Genomic DNA, 22,092 nt, shown 5'->3' on the forward strand with positions numbered 1-22,092 from the left:
CCGTCGCCCCGGCGTTCACGCCGCTTCGAAGTCCACCAGCACCGCGCCGTCGTTGACCTGGTCACCGGCCTTGGCGCGGTAGCCCTTCACCGTGCCGTCGGCCGGCGCCTGCAGGGTGTGCTCCATCTTCATCGCTTCCAGCACCACCAGCGGCGTGCCGCGCTTGACCTCGGTACCGGCGGCGACCAGCGTGGCCACGATCTTCCCGGGCATCGGTGCCAGCAGGCTGCCGGCATCGGCCACGGCGTGGTCCGATTCGCTCACCGGATCATGCAGGGTGAAACGGTGCTGGCCGTCGGTGCCGAACAGGTACAGCTGGTCACCGTCGCGCAGCAGCTGCAGCGACCCGCGGCGGCCGCCCAGCTGCACCGCCAGCCCCCGTACATCGGCTGTGCCGATCACCTGCACGGGTGCCGCGTCATCGCACTGCACGCGCCAGCCATCGGTCTGCGCCCACACCTTCAGCGTGTGCCGGCGTTCACCCTGCTGCAGCGGAAGCACGCGCGGCGCGGGCGCGCCAAGGCGCCAGCCATCCTGCACCTGCCACGGCGAATGCGGGTCGCGCGCGTCGCTGGCTGCACCTGCAGTAGTGGCCACGGCGGCCACCGCCGCCAGCAGCCACAGCGCATCATCGCTGTCACCCACCCGGCCCAATGCGGCCTGCTCGCGCTCGATCAGCGCGGTATCCAGCTTGGCGTGGGTAAACGAATCGGTGTTCACCAGGCGGCGCAGGAAACCGGCATTGGTGGTCACGCCCACCACCTGGCAGTCGGCCAGGGCCTGGCTCATGCGGCGCAGCGCGGCGTCGCGGTCCACGTCCCAGACGATCAGCTTGGCAATCATCGGATCGTAGTACGGGGTGATGCTATCGCCTTCCTCGACACCGGTATCCACGCGCACATGAGTCGACGGCGACGGCAGGCGCAGGCGGCGCAGGAGGCCGGTGGACGGCAGGAAACCACGGTCGGCGTCTTCGGCATACAGCCGCGCCTCGATGGCATGACCATGAATCGCCAGCTGATCCTGGCGCAGCGGCAGCGGCTGGCCCGAGGCCACGCGCAGCTGCCACTCCACCAGGTCGGTGCCGGTGATGTACTCGGTGACCGGATGCTCGACCTGCAGGCGGGTGTTCATTTCCATGAAGTAGAAATCGCCGTCCGGGCCGGCGATGAATTCCACCGTCCCGGCACCGACGTAGCCCACCGCGCGCGCGGCATCGACCGCGGCCTTGCCCATCGCAGCACGACGTTCGGGGCTCATGCCCGGGGCGGGCGCCTCTTCCAGCACCTTCTGGTGGCGGCGCTGCACCGAGCAGTCGCGCTCGAACAGGTAGACCGCCTCACCGTAGCTGTCGCCGAACACCTGGATTTCGATATGGCGCGGGCGCTCGACGTACTTCTCGACCAGCACATGGTCGTTGCCGAATGCCGAGGCGGCCTCGCGCTGGCAGCTGGCCAGTGCATCGACGAAGTCCTCGCTGCGCTCGACCTTGCGCATGCCCTTGCCACCGCCGCCGGCGCTGGCCTTGATCAGCACCGGGTAGCCGATGGCGTCGGCCTGCGCGCGCAGGAAATCCGGCGCCTGCTGGTCGCCGTGGTAGCCCGGGGTGAGTGGCACACCGGCCTTGGCCATCAGGGCCTTGGCCGCGCTCTTGTCGCCCATCGCGCGGATGGCGCTGGCCGGTGGCCCGATGAAGGTGATGCCGGCGGCAGCGCAGGCATCGGCGAAGTCGGCATTCTCGGACAGGAAGCCGTAGCCGGGGTGGATCGCCTGCGCGCCGGTCAGGCGTGCGGCCTCGAGCAGGGCATCGCCGCGCAGGTAGCTCTCGCGCGCGGCAGCCGGGCCGATGTGGATGGCTTCGTCGGCCAGGCGCACATGGCGCGCGTTGCGGTCGGCATCGGAATACACCGCCACGGTGGCGATGCCGAGGCGGCGGCAGGTGGCGATGACGCGGCAGGCGATTTCGCCGCGGTTGGCGATCAGGACTTTGGTGAACATGGCAACAGGCTCGGTCATGGCACGGGTTACATGCGGAACACGCCGAAGCGCGTCTGCTGCGGGGCGGCGTTGAGGCTGGCCGACAGCGCCAGCGCCAGCACCCGGCGGGTGTCGGCCGGATCGATCACGCCGTCGTCCCACAGGCGCGCGCTGGCGTAGTACGGGTGGCCCTGCTGCTCGAACTGGTCGCGGATCGGTGCCTTGAACGCGTCTTCCTCCGCTGCCGGCCACTGGCCACCCTTGGCCTCGATGCCATCGCGCTTGACCGTGGCCAGCACGCTGGCGGCCTGTTCGCCACCCATCACGCCGATGCGCGCGTTCGGCCACATCCACAGGAAGTTCGGCGAATAGGCGCGGCCGCACATGCCGTAGTTGCCGGCACCGAACGAGCCACCGATCACCACGGTGAACTTGGGTACCCTGGCGCAGGCCACCGCCATCACCAGCTTGGCCCCGTCCTTGGCGATACCACCCTGTTCGTACTTGCGACCCACCATGAAGCCGGTGATGTTCTGCAGGAACACCAGCGGGATATTGCGCTGGGTGCATAGCTCGATGAAGTGCGCGCCCTTCAGTGCCGACTCGGAGAACAGGATGCCGTTGTTGGCGATGATGCCGATCGGGTAGCCGTTCAGATGGGCGAAGCCGGTGACCAGCGTTGCGCCGTAGCGCGGCTTGAATTCGTCGAAGCGTGAGCCATCGACCAGCCGCGCGATCACTTCGCGTACGTCGTAGGGCTTGCGCGTATCGGCCGGGATCACCCCGTACAGTTCGTGTGCCGGCAGCAGCGGTTCCTCGGGCGCCTGCACCGCCATGGCCGGTTCCGGCTTGCGCCAGTTGAGCTGGGCGATGATCGCGCGCACCCGTGCCAGTGCCTGCAGGTCGTTGTCGGCCATGTGGTCAGCCACGCCGGAGATGCGCGTGTGCACATCGGCACCACCCAGTTCCTCGGCCGTCACCACTTCGCCGGTGGCCGCCTTCACCAGCGGCGGGCCGCCGAGGAAGATCGTGCCCTGCTCGCGCACGATCACAGTCTCGTCGCTCATCGCTGGCACATAGGCACCACCAGCGGTGCAGCTGCCCATCACGCAGGCGATCTGCGGAATGCCCTGTGCCGACAGGTTGGCCTGGTTGTAGAAGATGCGGCCGAAATGGTCGCGGTCGGGAAAGACTTCGTCCTGCAGCGGCAGGAACGCGCCACCGGAATCGACCAGGTAGATGCAGGGCAGGTGGTTCTGCTCGGCGATCTCCTGCGCGCGCAGGTGCTTCTTCACCGTCATCGGGTAATAGGTGCCGCCCTTGACCGTGGCGTCGTTGGCCACGATCACGCATTCCACGCCGCTCACCCGGCCGATTCCGGCCACTACGCCAGCGGCCGGCACGGCGTCTTCGTACATGCCGTGCGCGGCCAGCGGCGCGATTTCCAGGAACGCGCTGCCCGGGTCGAGCAGGGCGTCGATGCGGTCGCGCACCAGCAGCTTGCCGCGCGCGGTGTGCTTGGCGCGTGCGGCTTCGCTGCCACCCAGCGCGGTGCGGGCGAGGGTGGCATGCAGGTCGTCGACCACGGCCTGCATGGCCGCGCGGTTGCTTTCAAACGTTTCGCTGCCCGGTTGCAGCTGGGTGCTCAATACGGTCATCGCAGTGGCCTTACAGGGTGCGCTGGAACAGTTCGCGGCCGATCAGCATGCGGCGGATCTCGGACGTGCCGGCGCCGATCTCATACAGCTTGGCATCGCGCCACAAGCGGCCGGTCGGGTATTCGTTGATGTAGCCGTTGCCGCCCAGGATCTGGATCGCCTGGCCGGTCAGCCAGGTGGCCTTCTCGGCGGCGTACAGGATGGCACCGGCGGCGTCCTGGCGGGTGGTGCGGCCCTGGTCGCAGGCACGTGCCACGGCATAGACATACGCGCGGCAGGCACCCAGGCCCACGTACATGTCGGCGATCTTGGCCTGGATCAGCTGGAAGCTGCCGATCGGCTCGCCGAACTGGTGGCGCTCGTGCACGTACGGCATCACCACGTCCATCGCCGCAGCCATCAGGCCCAGCGGGCCACCGGACAGCACCACGCGCTCGTAGTCCAGGCCGGACATCAGCACGCGCACGCCACCGCCAACCTGGCCCAGCACGTTCTCTTCAGGAATCTCGCAATCCTGGAACACCAGCTCGCAGGTGGGCGAAGAACGCATGCCCAGCTTGTCCAGCTTCTGCGCGGTGGAGAAGCCCTTCATGCCCTTCTCGACCAGGAACGCGGTGATGCCCTTGGCACCGGCGTCCATGTCGGTCTTGGCGTAGACCACCAGCACGTCGGCGTCCGGGCCGTTGGTGATCCACATCTTGTTGCCGTTGAGCACGTAGCGGTCGCCGCGCTTGTCCGCACGCAGCTTCATCGACACCACGTCCGAACCGGCGCCCGGTTCGCTCATCGCCAGCGCGCCCACCTTGGCGCCGCTGCACAGGTCGGGCAGGAAGCGCTGCTTCTGTTCCTCGTTGCCGTTCTTGCGCAGCTGGTTCACGCACAGGTTGGAGTGCGCGCCATAGGACAGGCCGATGCCGCCGGACGCGCGCGAGATCTCTTCCATCGCCACCACGTGGGCCAGGTAACCCATGCCGGTGCCGCCGTATGCTTCTTCCACGGTGAGGCCCAGCAGCCCCTGTTCGCCCAGCTTCGGCCACAGCGCCAGCGGGAACTGGTTGCTGGCATCGGCCTCGGCGGCCAGCGGAGCGACCTCGGCGGCGGCAAAATGGGCCACGCTCTGGCGCAGCAGGTCGATGTCTTCGCCAAGATCGAAGTTCAGGGATGGCACGTGCATTGTGGTGGCTCCACGGCGGGATGGCAGGAATGGACGCACCCGGCGGGGGAGTGGGGGGCGGTCTGCAGGACCTCCACCCACACGGGCGATGGCCCCAGCGTAGCGGGGTTCGGGTAAGAAGTGAATACGAATTCAAAAATTGAAACTAGAATCAGAACATGGCTTATAAACGCTCTGCATTGATGGAAGAACGCCTGGCGGGCGCCCGTGAACGGATCCTGCTGGCCACCCGCGAGCTGGTCGCCACTGGCGGCTGGCGCAATGCCCCGGTGACGGCCGTGGCGACCCAGGCCGGGGTGTCCACCGGCCTGATCTATCGCCACTTCCCGTCCAAGGCAGAGCTGTTCGTGGAAGTCCTCAATGCCGCCGTCGCCCACGAGGTCGCGATCATGGAGCGCATCGCCAGTGGCCCGGAGGCGGCCAGCGAGCGGCTGCGGCTGGCGATCACCGCCTTCGTCCGCCGTGCCCTGGCCGGGCCGGGGCTGGCGCACGCCTTCATCGTTGAACCGGTCGACCCGGACGTGGAAGCCGAGCGCATGCGCGGCCGTCGCGCCTTCGGCGACGTATTCCTGCGGCTGGTGGAGGAGGGCGTAGCGGCCGGCGAGCTGCCGGTGCAGGACGCGCATGTGGCCGCCGCGTGCCTGGTCGGTGCCTTCACCGAAGCGATGGTCGGCCCGACCGCGCCCAGCCGCGAAGCGCACCGCGACGAAGACGCGCTGGTGGATGCGATCTGCAGCTTCTGCCTGCGCGCGATCGGCGCCCCGGCAATCCGGTAGCGCCGGCCGCTGGCCGGCTTCTGTTGCTCGGGTCAGATCCCTTTTGCGGCGCAAAAGGGATCTGACCCCAGCCCCGGCATGCTGCGCCGCATCAGCAGTGACGCCTGTTGTCGCACGCAAAGTGCGTTCTATACTCGGCCCATCACGCAGTCGCTCAGCCGTGGTCCAACGACTATCAGCCAGGGGTAACGAAGAGTGCGGAATTACGATCTGGAGTTCCTGAAACGCTTCTCCATGGTGATCGCGCTGCTGGCGACCATCACCCTCGGCCTCATCCTCCTTGCCGCCTACATCCACACCCGGATTCCGCCCGAGGTGTCGCCGACCGCGGCCAAACGCACCGAACAGCGCATCTCGCCCACCGGCGCCGTCTATGCCGGCAGTACCGGCGCCGCCGCGCAGGCTGCCGCCAAGGCCGCCGCGCTGGCCAAGGCCGCGTCGCAGGTGGCCTACGGCGGCACCAAGGATGGCAAGGTGATCTTCGACAACCTGTGCACCGCCTGCCACACCACCGGCGTGGGCATGGCACCGACGCTGGACCATTCGCACTGGGACAAGCGCATCGCACAGGGCAAGGACACCCTCTACAAGCACGCCATCGAGGGTTATACCGGCCCCGACGGCGGCATCATGCCGCCCAAGGGCGGCAACCCGGCCCTGACGGAAGAACAGATCCACGCCACCGTGGACTGGATGCTGGCCAATCTGAAGTAAGCGGTAGTGCCGGCCGCTGGCCGGCAACCACACATCGCACGAAGGTCATGAGGTTGCCGGCCAGCGGCCGGCACGACCCAGGCTTTGCCCACCAAGGTCAAAACCCCGCTGCGCAGGCGGCGTTTCGCATTTCAGGGTTAGTCTGTGCGCCCTCTTCCAAGGAATCGCCCGTCGATGCGCCGCCGTTCCCTCGCCCTTGCCCTGTCCCTGCTGCTGCCGGCCAGCGCCTTTGCCCAGGCCCAGCCGCAGGTCGCGCAGGTCGCGCCGGTCGCGGCGCCCGCCGCCGCGCGCAGCAGCGCCACCGTGGTGCTGACCGCCGCGCCGGCCGACTGGCGCGCGCTGGATGGCCAGCGCGTGCGCATCGCCGCACCGCTGACCCTGGCCGGTAGCGACGGCCTGGAGCGCTTCGGCCAGCTCACCGTAGCCTTCGATGGCCGCCTCTGGCAGCCGACCGAAGTGGCCGCGCCGGGTACGGCCGGCTATGAGCAGGTGATGGCCGACAACCAGCGTCGTCGCCTGGCGCTGGACGATGGCAGCGATGCCCGCGATCCGGCCAGCGTGGCCTACCTGCCGGGCAACCCGGTGCTGCGCACTGGCATGCAGCTGCGCAATGTGGAGGGCATCGTGCGCGTGGATGCACAGGGCCGTCCGCGCCTGCAGGTCGAGGGTGCGCTGAAACTGCCGGAACTCAAGCGCCCCGCAGTGCCGACCGTGCCGGGTAGCCTGCACGTGGCCGCCTTCAACCTGGAGAACTTCTTCAACGGTGATGGCCAGGGCGGCGGCTTCCCGACCCTGCGCGGCGCCCGCACGCTGGACGAGCACAAAGCGCAGGTGGCCAAGCTGGTCGCCGCGGTCAACGCGCTGGGCGCCGACGTCGCCGCGCTGATGGAGCTGGAGAACGACGGCTACGGACCGCAGTCGGCCATCGCCGAACTGGTCGATGCGCTCAACCGTGACCGCGGCACGCAGGGCGACTGGCGCTTCGTCGATGCCGGCAACGGCCCCGGCGACAACCCGATCCGGGTCGGCATCATCTACCGCAGCTCACGCCTGCAGCCGGTCGGCACGCCGGCCACGTTGACCGGCGGCCCGTTCGTCGAGCACAGCCGCGTGCCGCTGGCGCAGGCCTTCCAGGGCAAGCAGGGCGCGCCGTTCGTGGTGGTGGCCAATCACTTCAAGTCGAAGGGCTGCCGCGACGCAAGCGGCGCCGACGCCGACCGCAACGACGACCAGGGTTGCTGGAACGCCACCCGCGTGACCTCGGCGCAGCAGCTGCATGCCTGGCTGCAGACGGATCCGACCGGTACCGGTACAAAGGACGCGGTACTGCTGGGCGATTTCAACGCCTACGCGATGGAAGACCCGATCCGCACCCTGTACGACCTGGGCTGGCAGGACGCGTTCAAGGTCGCCAAGGTCGAGCATCCCTACAGCTACGTCTACAACGGCTACACCGGCCGCCTTGACCACGCGTTGCTCAGCCCGGGCATGGCCAAGCGCCTGCGCGGTGCCGCCGAATGGCACAGCAACGCCGACGAGCAGGACGCCAGCGGTTACCAGGGCCGCAACGTGCAGGGCCCGTGGCGCAGCTCCGACCACGACCCGCTGCTGCTGGGTTTCGACAAATAACCCTCAACGCCGGGGTCGGATCCCATTCCCACGGAATGGGATCTGACCCCGATGCACATGCTCACCCCCAGGCGATCAAGCCGATCGCCAGCACCGCCAGCGCCAAACCGGCACGGTTCCACTTCGTGGTGGCCTCGCCGAAGGCAAACACGCCCACCAGTGCACCCAGCACCACCACGCCGATGTTCATGCCGGCGAACACGGTGGCCGGGTTGTCCGGCATCGACTGGTGCGCATGCACATAGAACAGGATGTTGCTGCCATTGAGCAGGCCCAGCAGCGCACCCGCGCCGAGGTTCCGCCAGGCCAGCCAGCTGCGGCCACTGACATGCCGCCACAGCTGCAGGGCCAGCATCAGCACGAAGGCCACGCTGAAGCTGGCCAGCACCGCCGCCATCGACGGCGTGCCCGACAGCGCCACCTGCTTGAGCAGCACGTCCACCACCGCAAACCCGCCCCATACGCCCAGCAGCCAGCCCCAGCCGCCGGGCGAGGACGCCACCGCCGGGCCGCGCGGGCGCAGGCTGATCGCCACCATGGCGACCAGGCCCAGCGCCAGGCCGACCAGCTTCCACGGCGTCGCGCTCTGGCCGAAGAACAGGAAGGCGGCAGCCAGTGACAGCAGCAGCGACAGGCGCTGCGCCACATCGCTGCGCACGATGCCGGCCACCGCCACTGCGCGGCCCAGCACCAGGAAGATCGAGGGCAGCACCACCGCCAGCGCCAGCAATGACAGCCACGGCGCATGCGGCGCGCGCAGCGCATCCAGCGGCGGCTGCAGCACCACCGCGGTGAGCGTTGCCGCCACCAGATAGTTCCAGGTGACCATCTGCGCGACATCCAGCTGGCGGCGTCCAGCCACCTTCAACACCACCGAAACCAGCACGCTGCAGATCACGGCCAAAGACAGGTAGAGCATGGGGCGGGCACAGGGCAGGGGCGGGGGACGGTATCATGGTGCCATGCACAAGCCCTCGTTCCCCGTCGCCCCCGGCGAAACCGCCTGTCTCCAACTGGATGGCCCGGCCGGCCCGCTGGAAGTGGTCGTCGACCTGCCCAAGGCCGATGTGCCGGTGCAGCCGATCGTGGTCATTGTCTGCCATCCGCTGTCCACCGAAGGCGGCACCCTGCACAACAAGGTGGTCACCATGACCGCCACCACCCTGCGCGAGCTGGGCATCGCCACGGTGCGCTTCAACTTCCGCAGCGTCGGCGCTTCGGCCGGTACCTTCGATGGCGGCGTGGGCGAGCAGGATGACCTGAAGGCCGTCGCCGCCTGGGTACGCAGCGAGCGCCCGGACGACCGCCTATGGCTGGCCGGTTTCAGCTTCGGTTCGTTCGTTTCGCTGAAGGCGGCTGCCGCGCTGCAGCCGGAAGCGCTGATCTCGATCGCGCCGCCGGCTGGTCGCTGGGATTTCGACGGTATCGCACCGCCGGCCCGCTGGCTGGTGATCCAGGGCGAGCAGGACGAGATCGTCGACCCGCAGGCCGTCTACCAGTGGCTGGACACGCTGGAGTTCCCGCATGAGCTGGTGCGCATGCCCGAGACCAGCCACTTCTTCCACCGCAAGCTGATCGACCTGCGCGGCGCGCTGACCCACGGCGTGAAGCATTGGCTGGGCGCGGCGGCATGAGTGCAACCGAGTTGACCCCGTCGCAGCGGTACGCGGAAGGGGTCGCCCGTGGTGACTGGCAGGACGACCCGGCCCAGCATGCAGCGCTGGCCGAGCTGGACCGCATCCACCTGGGCCTGCTGGACAGTGCCGAGGACGGCTGGCTGGACCGCCTGTCCTCGTTCTGGAAGAAGCCCGAGCCGGTCAAGGGCCTGTACTTCTGGGGCGGCGTCGGCCGCGGCAAGACCTTCCTGGTCGACCTGTTCTACGACGGGCTGCCGATCAAGCAGAAGTACCGCACGCATTTCCATCGCTTCATGCGCAGCGTCCACGAGCGTCTGCGCGAGCACCAGGGGCAGAGCGACCCGCTGGCGAAGATCGCCCAGGAGTGGCGCAGCAACCTGCGCGTGCTGGTGCTGGACGAGTTCTTCGTCACCGACATCGGTGATGCGATGCTGCTGGCGCGGCTGCTGGAGCGCCTGTTCGCCGAGGGCGTGACCCTGGTCACCACCTCCAACACCGCAGTGGAGAACCTGTACCTCAACGGCCTGCAGCGCGAGAGCTTCCTGCCGGCCATCGGCCTGTTGCAGCGCTTCTGCGTGGAGCTGTACGCCGAAGGCACCGAGGACTACCGGATGCGCGCGCTGACCCGCTCGCCGGTGTACCGCGCACCGTTGGCCGCAGACAGCGACGACTGGCTGGCCACGCGCTGGAGCGAACTGAGCGGCGGCCAACCGGCCAGGCCCGGCAACATCGAGATCGAGGGCCGCAAGATTCCGGTCCGCGGCCGCGGCAAGAGCATCGCCTGGTTCGATTTCGCCGCGCTGTGCGAGGGCCCGCGCGGGCCCTCGGACTACATCGAGATCGCGCACGAGTTCAACACGGTGCTGCTGGGCGGCATTCCGGCCTTCGATCGCCTGAACGAAGATGCCGCGCGCCGCTTCGTCAACCTGATCGACGAGCTGTACGACCGCCACGTCAATCTGGTCTGCACCGCCAGCACCTCGCCGGTCGAGCTGTACACCGGCCAGCGCCTGCAGGGCGCGTTCGAGCGCACCGCCTCGCGCCTGATCGAGATGCAGAGCGCCGAGTACCTGGGCACCCCGCACCGGGCGTGAGGGGGCCTGAGGGCGTGCGTTGCCGGCCAATGGCCGGCACGACCACCCCGGAATTCCGGTAGTGCCGGCCGCTGGCCGGCAATGATCGGGGGCAGGACGCAACGGCGTTTCCCTGCGGCCACTCCTCCGGCCCGGCCGACACATGCGGCCTCGCGTCGCTGCCCGGCGGGTGATCCCGACGTCCACCGGATGCCCACCACCTATCCACAGGGTTGTCCCTAGCCAGCTTCATCACTGTCATGTGAAGCTGTCATTGTTCCGTTTCCGCGGTGCGTTGTGCCACCGCAGTGACGCCTTTCGGGCTTGACTGCGCAGCCCGTTCCGGCAGGTCTGAAGCGTCTGATCCGGGCGCCGTCGGCACGATCCTTGCGGCGCAAGGGATTGCCGAATTTCACTACATTTGGCGTTGACGGACCCCACTACCCCCACTATCTTGTGGCCGTCGGTCGCAGCAACCCCAGGTCTGGGGGTTGGCAGCAGCACCCATCCGCGATCGTCAACGGCAGTGGCAGGCGCAGGGTCTCATCCCCTGCGACGCCGTCCTGCCATCCTGGGCCGTCATGTCCCGGGCTGCGTCACCCCGATGCATCGAGCACCCCCAATCACGCCAAGAGGACACACGCCGTGACCACCGAATCCAGCGCCACCATCGAGAAGGAAAGCGAATTCCTGTTGACGTCGCCGCCGACGGCCAACGCGATGAGTGTGACCAAGCGCAATGGCACGACCGAACTGGTGGACCTGAACAAGATCGTGCGCGCGGTGCAGCGTTCCTCCGAAGGCCTGCACGCCGTCGATCCGATGCGCGTGGCCACCCGCACCATTTCCGGCCTGTACAACGGCGCCACCACCCGCGAGCTGGACGAACTGTCCATCCGCACCGCCGCCCTGCTGATCGGTGAAGAGCCCGAGTACGGCCGCCTCGCTGCGCGCCTGCTGGCCAACTACATCGCCAAGGAAGTCTCGGGCCAGGAAATCTACGCTTTCTCGCAGTCGGTCAGCCGCGGCCATGAAGTCGGCCTGATCAACGACCGCCTGCTGAACTTCGTGCAGACCAATGCACGCAAGCTCAACGACGCCATCGACGGCGCGCTGGACCTGAACTTCGATTACTTCGGCCTGCGTACCCTGTACGACCGTTACCTGCTGCGCCATCCGCACACCCGCAAGGTGATCGAGACCCCGCAGCAGTTCTTCCTGCGCATCGCCAGCGCGCTGAGCGAGGACGTGTCCGAGACCCTGGCGCTGTACAAGCGCATGGGCAACCTGGACTACCTGCCGTCCAGCCCGACCCTGTTCAACTCCGGCACCACCCACGAGCAGCTGTCCTCGTGCTTCCTGCTGGACTCGCCGCAGGACTCGCTGGAGTCGATCTATGCCAAGTACGGCGACATCGCCCAGCTGTCGAAGTTCTCCGGCGGCATCGGCGTCAGCTACACCCGCGTGCGTTCGCGCGGTTCGCTGATCAAGTCGACCAACGGCCACTCCAACGGCATCGTGCCGTGGCTGAAGACCATGGATTCGTCCGTGGCCGCGGTGAACCAGGGCGGCAAGCGCAAGGGCGCAGCCTGCGTGTACCTGGAAACCTGGCACGCCGACATCGAGGACTTCCTCGAACTGCGTGACAACACCGGTGACGAAGCCCGCCGTGCGCACAACCTGAACCTGGCCAACTGGGTGCCGGACCTGTTCATGAAGCGCGTCGAGGCCGACCAGGAATGGTCGCTGTTCGATCCGCGCGTCGTGCCGGAGTTCACCGACCTGTTTGGCGAAGCCTTCGAGGCTGCCTACCTGCAGGCCGAAGCCCAGGGCAAGGCCAACCGCACCATCTCCGCGCGCAAGCTGTACGCCCGCATGATGCGTACGCTGGCCGAGACCGGCAACGGGTGGATGACCTTCAAGGACAAGTGCAACCGCGCCAGCAACCAGACCCTGCGTCCGGGCAACGTGATCCACCTGTCCAACCTGTGCACCGAAATCCTGGAAGTCACTTCCAACGATGAAACCGCAGTGTGCAACCTGGGTTCGATCAACCTGGGCAACCACTTCGACGAGCACAACGAGTTCGACTTCGAGAAGCTGGCCGAGACCGTGCGCCTGGCCGTGCGCCAGCTCGACCGCGTCATCGACCTGAACTTCTACCCGATCGAAACCGCCCGCCGCGCCAACCTGCGCTGGCGTCCGGTCGGCCTGGGCTGCATGGGCCTGCAGGATGTGTTCTTCCGCAAGCGCCTGCCGTTCGACAGCGCCGAAGCCCGCGCGCTGTCGAAGAAGATCGCCGAAGCGATCTACTTCCACGCGCTGGAAACCTCCTGCGAGCTGGCCCAGGAACGCGGCAAGCACCCGTCGTTCAACGACACCCGTGCCGCCAGCGGCGAACTGCAGTTCGATGCCTGGAACGTGGTGCCGGAAGACACTGCGCGCTGGGATGCCCTGCGTGAGCGCATCAAGGAACACGGCCTGCGCAACTCGCTGATGATCGCGATCGCGCCGACCGCGACCATCGCCTCGATCGCCGGCTGCTACGAGTGCGTCGAGCCGCAGGTGTCCAACCTGTTCAAGCGCGAGACCCTGTCCGGTGACTTCCTGCAGGTCAACCGCTACCTGGTCAACGAGCTGAAGAAGCTGGGCCTGTGGACGCCGGAGATGCGCGATGCCATCAAGCTGGCCGAAGGCTCCATCGCCGGCGTGGCGCAGATCCCGGAAACGCTGCGCGAGGTCTACCGCACCGCGTGGGAACTGCCGATGCGTTCGCTGATCGACATGGCCGCCGAGCGTGGCGCCTTCATCGACCAGTCGGCCTCGCTCAACCTGTTCATGGAAAGCCCGAACATCGGCGCGATGTCCTCCATGTACATGTACGCCTGGAAGCAGGGCATCAAGACCACCTACTACCTGCGTTCGCGCCCGGCCACCAAGATCGCCAAGACCACGGTGAGTGCCGCCGCACCGGCCAAGGTGTTCAGCCCGGACGAAGCCATCGCCTGCTCGCTGGAAAACCCGGAAGCCTGCGAGGCCTGCCAGTAACACGCCGCGCGGTGGGTGCCGACCGTTGGTCGGCACTCGAACACCTCGCACCTGTAGAGCCGAGCCATGCTCGGCTGCAGCACGGAAACACCAAGGTAGCGCCGGGCCATGCCCGGCGTTTTGACCCGAGAATTCAAGGAAACACCCATGGCCGACAAGCCCAAGCAGATGCTGCTCGATCCCGGTTTTGAACTGACCCTGCGCCCGATGCGCTACCCGCAGTTCTATGACATGTACCGGAATGCGATCAAGAACACCTGGACGGTGGAAGAGATCAACTTCCAGATCGACATCACCGACCTGCACAGCAAGATGTCGCCGGGCGAGCGCCACCTGATCCACCGCCTGGTCGCGTTCTTCGCCACCGGCGACTCGATCGTGTCCAACAACCTGGTGCTGAACCTGTACCAGCACCTCAATGCGCCGGAAGCGCGCATGTACCTGTCGCGCCAGTTGTATGAAGAAGCGCTGCACGTTCAGTTCTACCTGACCCTGCTCGACAACTACCTGCCGGACCCGGAAGAGCGCGCCAAGGCGTTCTCGGCGGTGGAGAACATCGACTCGATCAAGAAGAAGGCCGATTTCTGCTTCAAGTGGATCGACTCGATCCAGGACCTGACCCGCATCGAGACCCGCGAACAGCGCCGCCAGTTCCTGCTCAACCAGATCTGCTTCGCTGCCTGCATCGAAGGCCTGTTCTTCTTCGCTGCGTTCGCCTACGTGTACTACTTCCGTTCGCGCGGCCTGCTGCCAGGCCTGGCCTCGGGCACCAACTGGGTGTTCCGCGACGAAAGCGCGCACATGGAGTTCGCCTTCGAGTCGGTGCGCGTGGTGCGTGAGGAAGAGCCGGACCTGTTCGACGATGAAATGAAGCAGCAGGTCTACGACATGCTGGCCGAAGCCATCGAATGCGAAGTGCAGTTCGCCGAGGACGTGCTGTCCGGTGGCGTGGCTGGCATTTCCACCCGCGACATGCGCCAGTACCTGCAGCACTGCGCCGACCAGCACTTTGCCAAGCTGGGCATGGAAAAGAAGTACAACGTGCGCAACCCGCTGCCGTTCATGGAACTGCAGGACGTGCAGGAACTGACCAACTTCTTCGAACGCCGCGTCTCGGCCTACCAGGTCGGCGTGCAGGGCGAAGTCGCCTTCGACATGAACTTCTGATCGAACCGGTCAGGCCTGTCGCAACGAAAGACCCCGGCCGATGCCGGGGTTTTTTGTTGCGCGCCTGGCTTTTGTAGAGTCGAGCATGGCTCGACTCTACGATCAGCGCCGCCCTTCCACCGCCATGCGCACCGCCAACCCGGCCAGCACCGTGCCCATCAGCCAGCGCTGCACCGCCTGCCAGGTTGGGCGCGCCGTCAGGAAGCCGGCGATGCTGCCGGCCATCACCGCGATCACCGCGTTGACGCTGACACTGATCGCAATCTGGGTGAAGCCCAGCACCAGCGACTGCATCAGCACGCTGCCATGCCCTTCCGGGTGCAGGAACTGCGGCAGCAGCGACAGGTACATCACCGCGATTTTCGGGTTCAGCAGGTTGGTCAGGAAGCCCATTGTGAACAGTCTGCGCGGGCCATCCGGCGGCAGGTCGCGCACCGCGAACGGCGAGCGGCCGCCCGGCTTCACTGCCTGCCAGGCCAGGTACAACAGGTACAGCGCGCCACCGATGCGCAGCGCGTCGTAGGCGAACGGCACGGTCATCAGCAGGGCGGTGATGCCCAGTGCCGCGCACAGCATGTAGAACACGAAGCCCAGCGCCACCCCGCCCAGTGAGATCAGGCCGGCGCGACGGCCCTGGCAGATCGAGCGCGACACCAGGTAGATCATGTTCGGCCCGGGCGTGAGCACCATGCCCAGCGAGATGAGGGCGAAGGCCAGCAGGTCGGAGGTCGCGGGCATGGGCGGTCCTGGCAGGGGGCGTGGCGCAGTGTAGCGCCCCCTGCACGGGGCCTGGCTTAAAATTGCCGGACCCCACACCGAAGCACCCCCATGACCCCGATCCCCGAGACCGTGCCGCCCACCGAAGTGCGCATGGCCGAAATCGTCTTCCCCAACCACACCAACCACCTCGGCACCCTGTTTGGTGGCCAGGCGCTGGCATGGATGGACAAGGCGGCCTTCCTGGCCGCCGCCCGCTACTCGCGCCGCACCGTAGTGACCGCGCGCAGCGACCAGGTCGACTTCAAGCTGCCGATCCGCATCGGCCAGATGGTCGAGACCATCGGCCGCATCGTCGAAGTCGGCCGCAGCTCGATGAAGGTCGAGGTGGAGCTGGTCGCCGAAGACCTGCACAGCGGCGAGCGCAAGCTGTGTACCCGCGGCCACTTCGTGATGATCGCGCTGGACGAGGAAGGCCACCCGATCGCGGTGCCGCCGCTGCCGACGGCCTGAGCCGCCGCTTGCGGGGGCGCCCACGCGCCCCCATCTGGCTCCCATGACCCCGCCGCTGACCGACTTCATCGACCGCGCCCAGCGCCTGTTCGTGCTGACCGGCGCCGGCTGCAGCACTGCCTCGGGCATTCCCGACTACCGCGATGCCGACGGCCAGTGGAAACGCACGCCGCCGGTGACCTACCAGGCGTTCATGGGCGAGGCGGCTACCCGCCAGCGCTACTGGGCGCGCAGCCTGCTGGGCTGGCCGCGCTTCGGCCTGGCCCGGCCCAACGGCACCCACCAGGCCCTGGCCGCCCTGGAAAGCCGCGGCAAGCTGCAGGTGCTGCTGACCCAGAACGTGGATGGCCTGCACCAGCGCGCCGGCAGCCACAACGTGATCGACCTGCATGGCCGCTTGGATCAGGTGCGCTGCATGGGCTGCGAACGCCGCAGCGGTCGCGAGGACTTCCAGCAGCGCCTGCTGGACGCCAACCCGGGCTGGGACGCGCTGGAGGCCGGCATCGCCCCGGATGGCGATGCCGATCTGGAGACCGATTTCTCCAGCTTCGTGGTGCCCGATTGCCCGTCCTGCGGCGCCCTGCTGAAACCGGACGTGGTGTTCTTCGGCGAAAACGTGCCCCGTGAACGGGTGGCGGCGGTGCATGACCACCTGCAACAGGCTGATGCCGTGCTGGTGGTGGGCTCGTCGCTGATGGTCTATTCCGGCTTCCGCTTCGTGCAGGCGGCCGCGAAGGCAGGGTTGCCGGTGGTGGCGCTGAACCGAGGCCGCACCCGAGCCGACGACCTGCTGTTGTTCAAGGATGAGCGGGACTGCGCTGAAGCGCTGGCCACGTGGGCTGCGCGCTGAGCCAAGCACGGGCTCGGCTCTACAAGGGGCGAGGGCTTCTGTAGAGCCGGGCGCACGCTCGGCTGCTGCAGGTCACACGAAACAGCGATCCATCCAGATGGTTGATCCGCGAGCCGCGCAGCGGTGCAATACGCACCCCCTACGTCGTTCATCACCGTCTTGAGCCAGCTGTTCTCGCCGATCTCGTTCGGCCCCCTCACCCTGTCCAACCGCATCGTCATCGCGCCGATGTGCCAGTACTCCGCCGAAGACGGTCGCGCCAGCGACTGGCACGCCATGCACCTGGGCAACCTGGCGCAGTCCGGCGCCGGCCTGCTGATCCTGGAAGCCACTGCGGTCGAGCCGCGCGGCCGCATCAGCTGGGCCGACCTGGGCTTGTGGGACGACGGCACCGAGGCCGCGTTGGCACAGGTGCTGGCCAGCGTCCGCCGCTGGTCGCCGATGCCGCTGGGCATCCAGCTCGGCCACGCCGGTCGCAAGGCCTCGGTGAAGCGCCCGTGGGACGGCGGCGGCCAGCTGCCGGGCGATGATGCGCGTGGCTGGGCCACGGTGGCGCCGTCGCCGCTGCCGTTCCATGCCGCCGATCCGGCACCGCAGGAACTGGACGAGGCCGGCATCGCCGAGCTCATCGCCGCTTTCGCCGCCAGTGCGGTGCGCGCCGAGCGCCTGGGCTTCGAGCTGATCGAGCTGCATGCCGCGCACGGCTACCTGCTGCACCAGTTCCTGTCGCCGCTGAGCAACCACCGCACCGATGGCTATGGCGGCTCGCTGCCGAACCGCCTGCGCCTGCTGGTGGAGGTGTTCGACGCCGTGCGTGCGGCGGTATCGGACAAGATCGCCGTGGGCGTGCGCATTTCCGCCAGCGACTGGGTCGAGGGTGGCTGGGACCTGGTGCAGAGCGAAGCGCTGGCCCAGGTGCTGGACGCGCGCGGCTGCAATTTCCTGCATGTCTCCAGCGGTGGCCTGGACGAACGCCAGAAGATCACCGTCGGTCCCGGTTACCAGGTGCCGTTCGCCGCGGCGATCAAGGCCAAGGTACGCATGCCGGTGATCGCGGTGGGCATGATCACCGAACCGGAGCAGGCCGAATCGATCCTGCGCCATCGCCACGCCGATGCGGTAGCGCTGGCACGCGGCATCCTCTACGACCCGCGCTGGCCGTGGCACGCTGCTGCCGCATTGCGCGACAGCGTGGAGCCGGCGCCGCAGTACCTGCGCTGCGAGCCGCGCGATGCGCGTGGCGTGTTCAAGGCGCGCTGAGGCTCACACCCGCCAGGCCGGCGCCATGCCGGCCTGCAGATGCTCGAACAGCGCGCGGATCTTGGCGGTGAAGTCGCGGCGGTCGCTGACGCAGAAATAGACCTCCATCGGCTCCGGGCGCCACGCCGTGTCGGCGCCGAACACCGCCTGCAGGCGGCCGTCGCGCAGGTAGGGCTCGGCCACGAACGCAGCCAATCGTGTGATGCCGGCACCGGCCGCCGCCAGCGACGCCAGCGCATCGATGTCATCGCAGACCATGCTCGGCGGCAGCGCGGCGTCCACGCGCTGGCCGTCCTTCAGCAGGCCCCAGCGCAGCGGCCGGCCATCGGTGGGGAAGCGGTGCAGCAGCCCGCGATGGCTGCCCAGGTCCGAGGGTTCCTGCGGCGTGCCATGGGTCTTCAGGTAGGTTGGTGAGGCGCAGAACACGAATGGCACGCGCGCCAGCTGCCGTGCGACCACACCGTCCTCCAGCTGCGCGCCGATGCGGATGCTGGCATCCACCGCCTCTGGACCATGCTGCACGGCGCGGTCGGTCAGGCGCAGCTCCAGCTGCAGTTGCGGGTAGCGCTGCTGCAGTGACGGCAGCAACGGTGCCAGCACGTGGCGGCCGAAGGCGCTGCTGCTGGCGATGCGCAGGGGACCGGCCGGTTCGATATCACCGGCAGTCACCATCGCCTGCGCGCGCGCCAGGTCGCCCTCGATGTGGCGCACCTGCGCCAGGTACAGCGCGCCGGCCTCGCTGAGGGCCAGCTGGCGCGTACTCCGGTTCAGCAGCCGTACGCCCAGATGCGCTTCCAGTCGGTTGATGTTCTGGCCGACTGCGGTGGCGCTGATGCCAAGGATGCGGGCCGCGGCGGCAATGCTGCCGGTCTCTGCGGTGCGGGTGAAGCTGCGGATCAGTTGCAACAGGTTCATGACCGACCAGCTTGCCACGGTGATGGCCAAGTATCGCTTGGGACTGAACCAAGCGGTTCGGTTGCATCGGTGATCATCCGGCTGCTGGGCAGGAAGCTGCCCTACACTGTGGCGATGCGCCCCGATTCCATCCTCACCCTGTCCTGCCCCGACCGTACCGGTATCGTCTACCGAGTGTCCGGCCTGCTGTTCGACCACGGCTGCAACATCCTCGACGCCCAGCAGTTCGGCGATGAGGAGAGTGGCCGCTTCTTCCTGCGCGTGCATTTCGACCGCGATGCCAGCCTGCTGCTGGAGACCGTGCATGCCGCGATGGCCAAACTTGCCGAAGGCTTCGGCATGGACTGGCAGCTGCATGATGGGCGCCGCCGGGCACGCCTGCTGGTGCTGGTCAGCAAGCAGGGGCACTGCCTCAACGACCTGCTGTTCCGTGCCCACAGCGGCCAGCTGAAGGTCGATATCGCGGCGGTGGCGTCCAACCACGCCGACTTTGCGCCATTGGCCGCGTCTTACCAGGTACCGTTCCACCACCTGCCGGTGACCGCCGATACGCGTGCGGTGCAGGAGCAGCAGATCATCGACCTGGTCGAGCGTGAGCGCATCGACCTGGTGGTGCTGGCGCGCTACATGCAGATCCTGTCACCCACGCTGTGCCGCGCGCTGGCCGGCCGTGCGATCAACATCCATCACAGCTTCCTGCCCAGCTTCAAGGGCGCGCAGCCGTATCATCAGGCGCACGCGCGCGGGGTCAAGATCATCGGTGCCACCGCGCATTACGTCACCGAGGATCTGGACGAAGGCCCGATCATCGAACAGGACGTGGCCCGCGTGGACCACGCGATGGCTCCGCGCGAGCTGGTGCGGCTGGGCAGCGATACCGAATCGCTGGTGCTGGCGCGCGCGGTCCGCCGCCATGTGGAGCACCGCATCCTGCTCAATGGGCATCGCACGGTGGTGTTCCGGTAATCGCCCATCCCGCGTCCGCCGGGCATGGCCCGGCGCTACCACGGGTGCTATCCGGTAGTGCCGGCCGCTGGCCGGCAACTGCAGAGATCCCGAGGTTGCCGGCCAGCGGCCGGCACTACCGAATCCTGATTTCATCCAATGAAAAGCCCCTGGTTCGGCCGTCCCGCGATCTGTAGGGGGGCGTAGTTAGGGGGCTGGATGAATCGATTGTGTTGTTGTGGGCAGGAGCGCGCAAGCGGCATAAGCGACGTACGCGGTAGCGCCGGGCCATGCCTGGCGGCCACGCCTCAGGCGATCGCGATCCCTGCCTTGCCCAGCGCTTCGCGCACCATCGCATTGTTGGCTTCGGTCACCGGGCGGGTCAGGTCCCAAAGGAACTTCACCCGGAAGCCGGATTTGACCGCGTCCTGCGCGCTCCACAGCACGCAGTAGTCGCGTGCCAGGCCGCACACGTGCACCTCGCGGATGCGGCGCTCATGCAGCCAGCCGGCCAGGCCGGTGGCCGGGCGCTCGCCATCGGGGCCGTGGTTCTCGCGGAAGGCGCTGTACGAATCCACCTGTGGGCGGGTGCCCTTGCGCAGGATCAGGTCGGCCACGGTCCAGTCCACGCCCGGGTGCAGCGCGGCGCCATCGCTGCCCTGCACGCAATGGTCGGGCCACAGGGTCTGTGGCTGCGCGTGCAGCAGGATGGTCTCGAACGGTCGCTTGCCGGGGTGCTGGCTGGCGAACGAGGCGTGGTCGGCCGGGTGCCAGTCCTGGGTCGCCACCACGGTGCGGTAGCGACGCTGTGCCAGCAGGTCGGCAATCGGTGCCACCAGCGCATCGCCCTGGTCGCAGGCCAGCGCACCGCCGGGCATGAAGTCCGGCTGCAGGTCGATCACCAGCAGGGCGACATCGGCGGGCAGGGCAATCATGGCAGATCCACTACATCAGAAGGAGCGACCAGCGTGGCCGCCCCATGCCTGCACGTCAATCGCCCTGCGGCGCCTCAGCGTCCTGCCCGTAGTACAGCAGTCCGATCTTGATCCGTTCGCGCCCGTTCTCACGGCGATGGCGGTTGGCATCGCGCAGCGAGTACACGCAGCCGCAGTACTCCTGCTGGTAGAACTGCTCGCGCTTGCTGATCTCGATCATGCGGCTGGCACCGCCGCCCTTGCGCCAGTTGTAGTCCCAGTACTGCAGGCCTTCATAGCGCGACGCCGCGCGGATGCCGCAGTCGTTGATCTGCGCCATGTTCTTCCAGCGCGAGATGCCCAGCGACGAACTGATGGTGTCGTAGCCGTGCTCGTGCGCGTACAGCGCGGTGCGTTCGAAACGCATGTCGAAGCACATCGTGCAGCGGATGCCGCGCTCGGGCTCGTTCTCCATGCCACGCGCACGGCTGAACCAGTTGTCGGTGTCGTAGTCGCAGTCGATGAACGGAATGCCGTGCTGCTCGGCGAAGCGGATGTTCTCCTGCTTGCGCAGCTCGTACTCCTTCACCGGATGGATGTTGGGGTTGTAGAAGAAGATCGCGTAGTCGATCCCGGAAGCGGTGATCGCCTCCATCACTTCGCCCGAGCACGGCGCGCAGCACGAATGCAGCAGCAGGCGCTTGCCATCGGCGGGCAGGGTCAGGGTGGGGCGTTGGAACTCGGTCATCGTGGCGTGCGTCAGGGCGTGGGAGCGGTCTGGCCGGTTACCGTGAACAGGACGCGCGCGGCCACGCCGCCTGTACGTGCAGGCGGGCGATGGCCCCGGCACCCTCCCCGCGGAGAGTCCAGGTCGAATCAGGGGACGGTCGTGTCCCCCGGCCGGGGCCGGTATTCGGGCTGATGGACACGGGCCGCAGCCCACCTACTCCCTGCCGCTTCCCAGGCGCGAGCCCAGTGCTGTTGGCAGGATTCGTTTCCATTCACCGCTGCGGGGCAGCTCCGGAATGGGCGCACGAAGCGCCTTCACCGGATTCCCGTTTAACTCCCTGCCGCCATCCAGCCACGGCAGGGATACCTTCGGCGTGCCCACGGTGGACGCGTTGC

At 67.6% G+C, this 22,092-nt stretch carries 19 protein-coding genes and 1 riboswitch; of the genes, 11 read left to right on the forward strand and 8 right to left on the reverse strand.

The annotated features are described in order from the left end of the window. Positions 1–15 precede the first annotated feature (15 nt). The 3 genes from PEM_RS19500 to PEM_RS19510 are packed head-to-tail and all read right to left on the reverse strand — an operon-like array spanning position 16 to position 4,809. Positions 16–1,998, reverse strand: coding sequence for an acetyl/propionyl/methylcrotonyl-CoA carboxylase subunit alpha (locus tag PEM_RS19500; RefSeq protein WP_111128748.1), 1,983 nt, complete (start codon positions 1,996–1,998; stop codon positions 16–18). A gap of 26 nt (positions 1,999–2,024) precedes the next feature. Further along, positions 2,025–3,635, reverse strand: coding sequence for a carboxyl transferase domain-containing protein (locus tag PEM_RS19505; RefSeq protein WP_111174940.1), 1,611 nt, complete (start codon positions 3,633–3,635; stop codon positions 2,025–2,027). 10 nt (positions 3,636–3,645) lie between these two features. After that, the gene (locus PEM_RS19510; protein ID WP_005420715.1) at positions 3,646–4,809 is read right to left on the reverse strand and encodes an isovaleryl-CoA dehydrogenase; all 1,164 of its coding nucleotides are present in this window, start codon (positions 4,807–4,809) and stop codon (positions 3,646–3,648) included. Positions 4,810–4,967: 158 nt separating this feature from the next. Here PEM_RS19510 and PEM_RS19515 point away from each other — a divergent pair, with 158 nt between their 5' ends. The 3 genes from PEM_RS19515 (at position 4,968) to PEM_RS19525 (ending at position 7,928) form a co-directional block, all read left to right on the forward strand. Continuing rightward, entirely contained in the window at positions 4,968–5,585 is a 618-nt protein-coding gene (locus PEM_RS19515; RefSeq protein ID WP_005420712.1) for a TetR/AcrR family transcriptional regulator, read from the forward strand. 195 nt (positions 5,586–5,780) lie between these two features. Beyond that, the gene (locus PEM_RS19520; protein ID WP_005420711.1) at positions 5,781–6,299 is read left to right on the forward strand and encodes a c-type cytochrome; all 519 of its coding nucleotides are present in this window, start codon (positions 5,781–5,783) and stop codon (positions 6,297–6,299) included. 174 nt (positions 6,300–6,473) lie between these two features. Then, the gene (locus PEM_RS19525) at positions 6,474–7,928 is read left to right on the forward strand and encodes an ExeM/NucH family extracellular endonuclease (protein WP_111174941.1); all 1,455 of its coding nucleotides are present in this window, start codon (positions 6,474–6,476) and stop codon (positions 7,926–7,928) included. Positions 7,929–7,989: 61 nt separating this feature from the next. On the opposite strand, the gene PEM_RS19530 is transcribed toward PEM_RS19525, so the two are convergent. Then, a complete protein-coding gene (locus PEM_RS19530; protein ID WP_119706160.1) occupies positions 7,990–8,847 on the reverse strand; it encodes an EamA family transporter in 858 nt (285 codons plus the stop codon). 43 nt (positions 8,848–8,890) lie between these two features. Between PEM_RS19530 and PEM_RS19535 the strand changes: the two genes are divergently transcribed. From PEM_RS19535 to PEM_RS19550, 4 genes are all read left to right on the forward strand, one after another. Continuing rightward, complete coding sequence (locus PEM_RS19535) at positions 8,891–9,562, forward strand: CocE/NonD family hydrolase (RefSeq protein WP_111128864.1); 672 nt, start codon at positions 8,891–8,893, stop codon at positions 9,560–9,562. Further along, entirely contained in the window at positions 9,559–10,659 is a 1,101-nt protein-coding gene (zapE, locus tag PEM_RS19540) for a cell division protein ZapE (RefSeq protein WP_065178408.1), read from the forward strand. Before PEM_RS19535 ends, zapE begins: the two co-directional genes overlap by 4 nt. 624 nt (positions 10,660–11,283) lie before the next feature. Continuing rightward, positions 11,284–13,686 carry a ribonucleoside-diphosphate reductase subunit alpha gene (locus PEM_RS19545; protein WP_095378594.1) on the forward strand — a complete coding sequence of 801 codons (2,403 nt, stop codon included), beginning with the start codon at positions 11,284–11,286 and terminating at the stop codon, positions 13,684–13,686. A 147-nt stretch (positions 13,687–13,833) separates the two neighbouring features. Then, complete coding sequence (locus tag PEM_RS19550; protein WP_005420683.1) at positions 13,834–14,853, forward strand: ribonucleotide-diphosphate reductase subunit beta; 1,020 nt, start codon at positions 13,834–13,836, stop codon at positions 14,851–14,853. Between the two features lie 102 nt (positions 14,854–14,955). Here the strand turns inward: PEM_RS19550 and PEM_RS19555 are convergent, their stop codons facing one another. Next, positions 14,956–15,591, reverse strand: a complete 636-nt coding sequence (locus PEM_RS19555) for a LysE family translocator (protein WP_111128866.1) — start codon at positions 15,589–15,591, stop codon at positions 14,956–14,958. A 90-nt stretch (positions 15,592–15,681) separates the two neighbouring features. Here PEM_RS19555 and PEM_RS19560 point away from each other — a divergent pair, with 90 nt between their 5' ends. The 3 genes from PEM_RS19560 (at position 15,682) to PEM_RS19570 (ending at position 18,193) form a co-directional block, all read left to right on the forward strand. Beyond that, positions 15,682–16,083: an acyl-CoA thioesterase gene (locus tag PEM_RS19560; protein WP_065724127.1), complete on the forward strand. Its 402-nt coding sequence runs from the start codon at positions 15,682–15,684 to the stop codon at positions 16,081–16,083. A 43-nt stretch (positions 16,084–16,126) separates the two neighbouring features. Further along, positions 16,127–16,933, forward strand: coding sequence for an NAD-dependent protein deacetylase (locus tag PEM_RS19565; RefSeq protein ID WP_069138089.1), 807 nt, complete (start codon positions 16,127–16,129; stop codon positions 16,931–16,933). Positions 16,934–17,092: 159 nt separating this feature from the next. Then, positions 17,093–18,193 carry an NADH:flavin oxidoreductase/NADH oxidase gene (locus tag PEM_RS19570; RefSeq protein WP_005420676.1) on the forward strand — a complete coding sequence of 367 codons (1,101 nt, stop codon included), beginning with the start codon at positions 17,093–17,095 and terminating at the stop codon, positions 18,191–18,193. Between the two features lie 3 nt (positions 18,194–18,196). Here the strand turns inward: PEM_RS19570 and PEM_RS19575 are convergent, their stop codons facing one another. After that, positions 18,197–19,108, reverse strand: coding sequence for a LysR family transcriptional regulator (locus tag PEM_RS19575; RefSeq protein ID WP_069138218.1), 912 nt, complete (start codon positions 19,106–19,108; stop codon positions 18,197–18,199). 114 nt (positions 19,109–19,222) lie between these two features. On the opposite strand from PEM_RS19575, the gene purU reads away from it, so the two are divergent. After that, positions 19,223–20,074 (forward strand): formyltetrahydrofolate deformylase, encoded by an 852-nt coding sequence (gene purU / locus PEM_RS19580; RefSeq protein WP_005420671.1) that lies wholly within the window; start codon positions 19,223–19,225, stop codon positions 20,072–20,074. Positions 20,075–20,361: 287 nt separating this feature from the next. Here the strand turns inward: purU and pncA are convergent, their stop codons facing one another. Both pncA and PEM_RS19590 read right to left on the reverse strand, forming a co-directional pair. Further along, positions 20,362–20,988, reverse strand: a complete 627-nt coding sequence (gene pncA, locus PEM_RS19585) for a bifunctional nicotinamidase/pyrazinamidase (RefSeq protein WP_111128867.1) — start codon at positions 20,986–20,988, stop codon at positions 20,362–20,364. A gap of 55 nt (positions 20,989–21,043) precedes the next feature. Beyond that, complete coding sequence (locus PEM_RS19590) at positions 21,044–21,715, reverse strand: epoxyqueuosine reductase QueH (protein WP_069138087.1); 672 nt, start codon at positions 21,713–21,715, stop codon at positions 21,044–21,046. Between the two features lie 138 nt (positions 21,716–21,853). Then, positions 21,854–22,068: riboswitch (cobalamin riboswitch) on the reverse strand. Positions 22,069–22,092: the final 24 nt, after the last annotated feature.

Origin of the sequence: Stenotrophomonas sp. Pemsol (assembly GCF_003586545.1) — a bacterium.
GTDB lineage: Bacteria > Pseudomonadota > Gammaproteobacteria > Xanthomonadales > Xanthomonadaceae > Stenotrophomonas > Stenotrophomonas sepilia.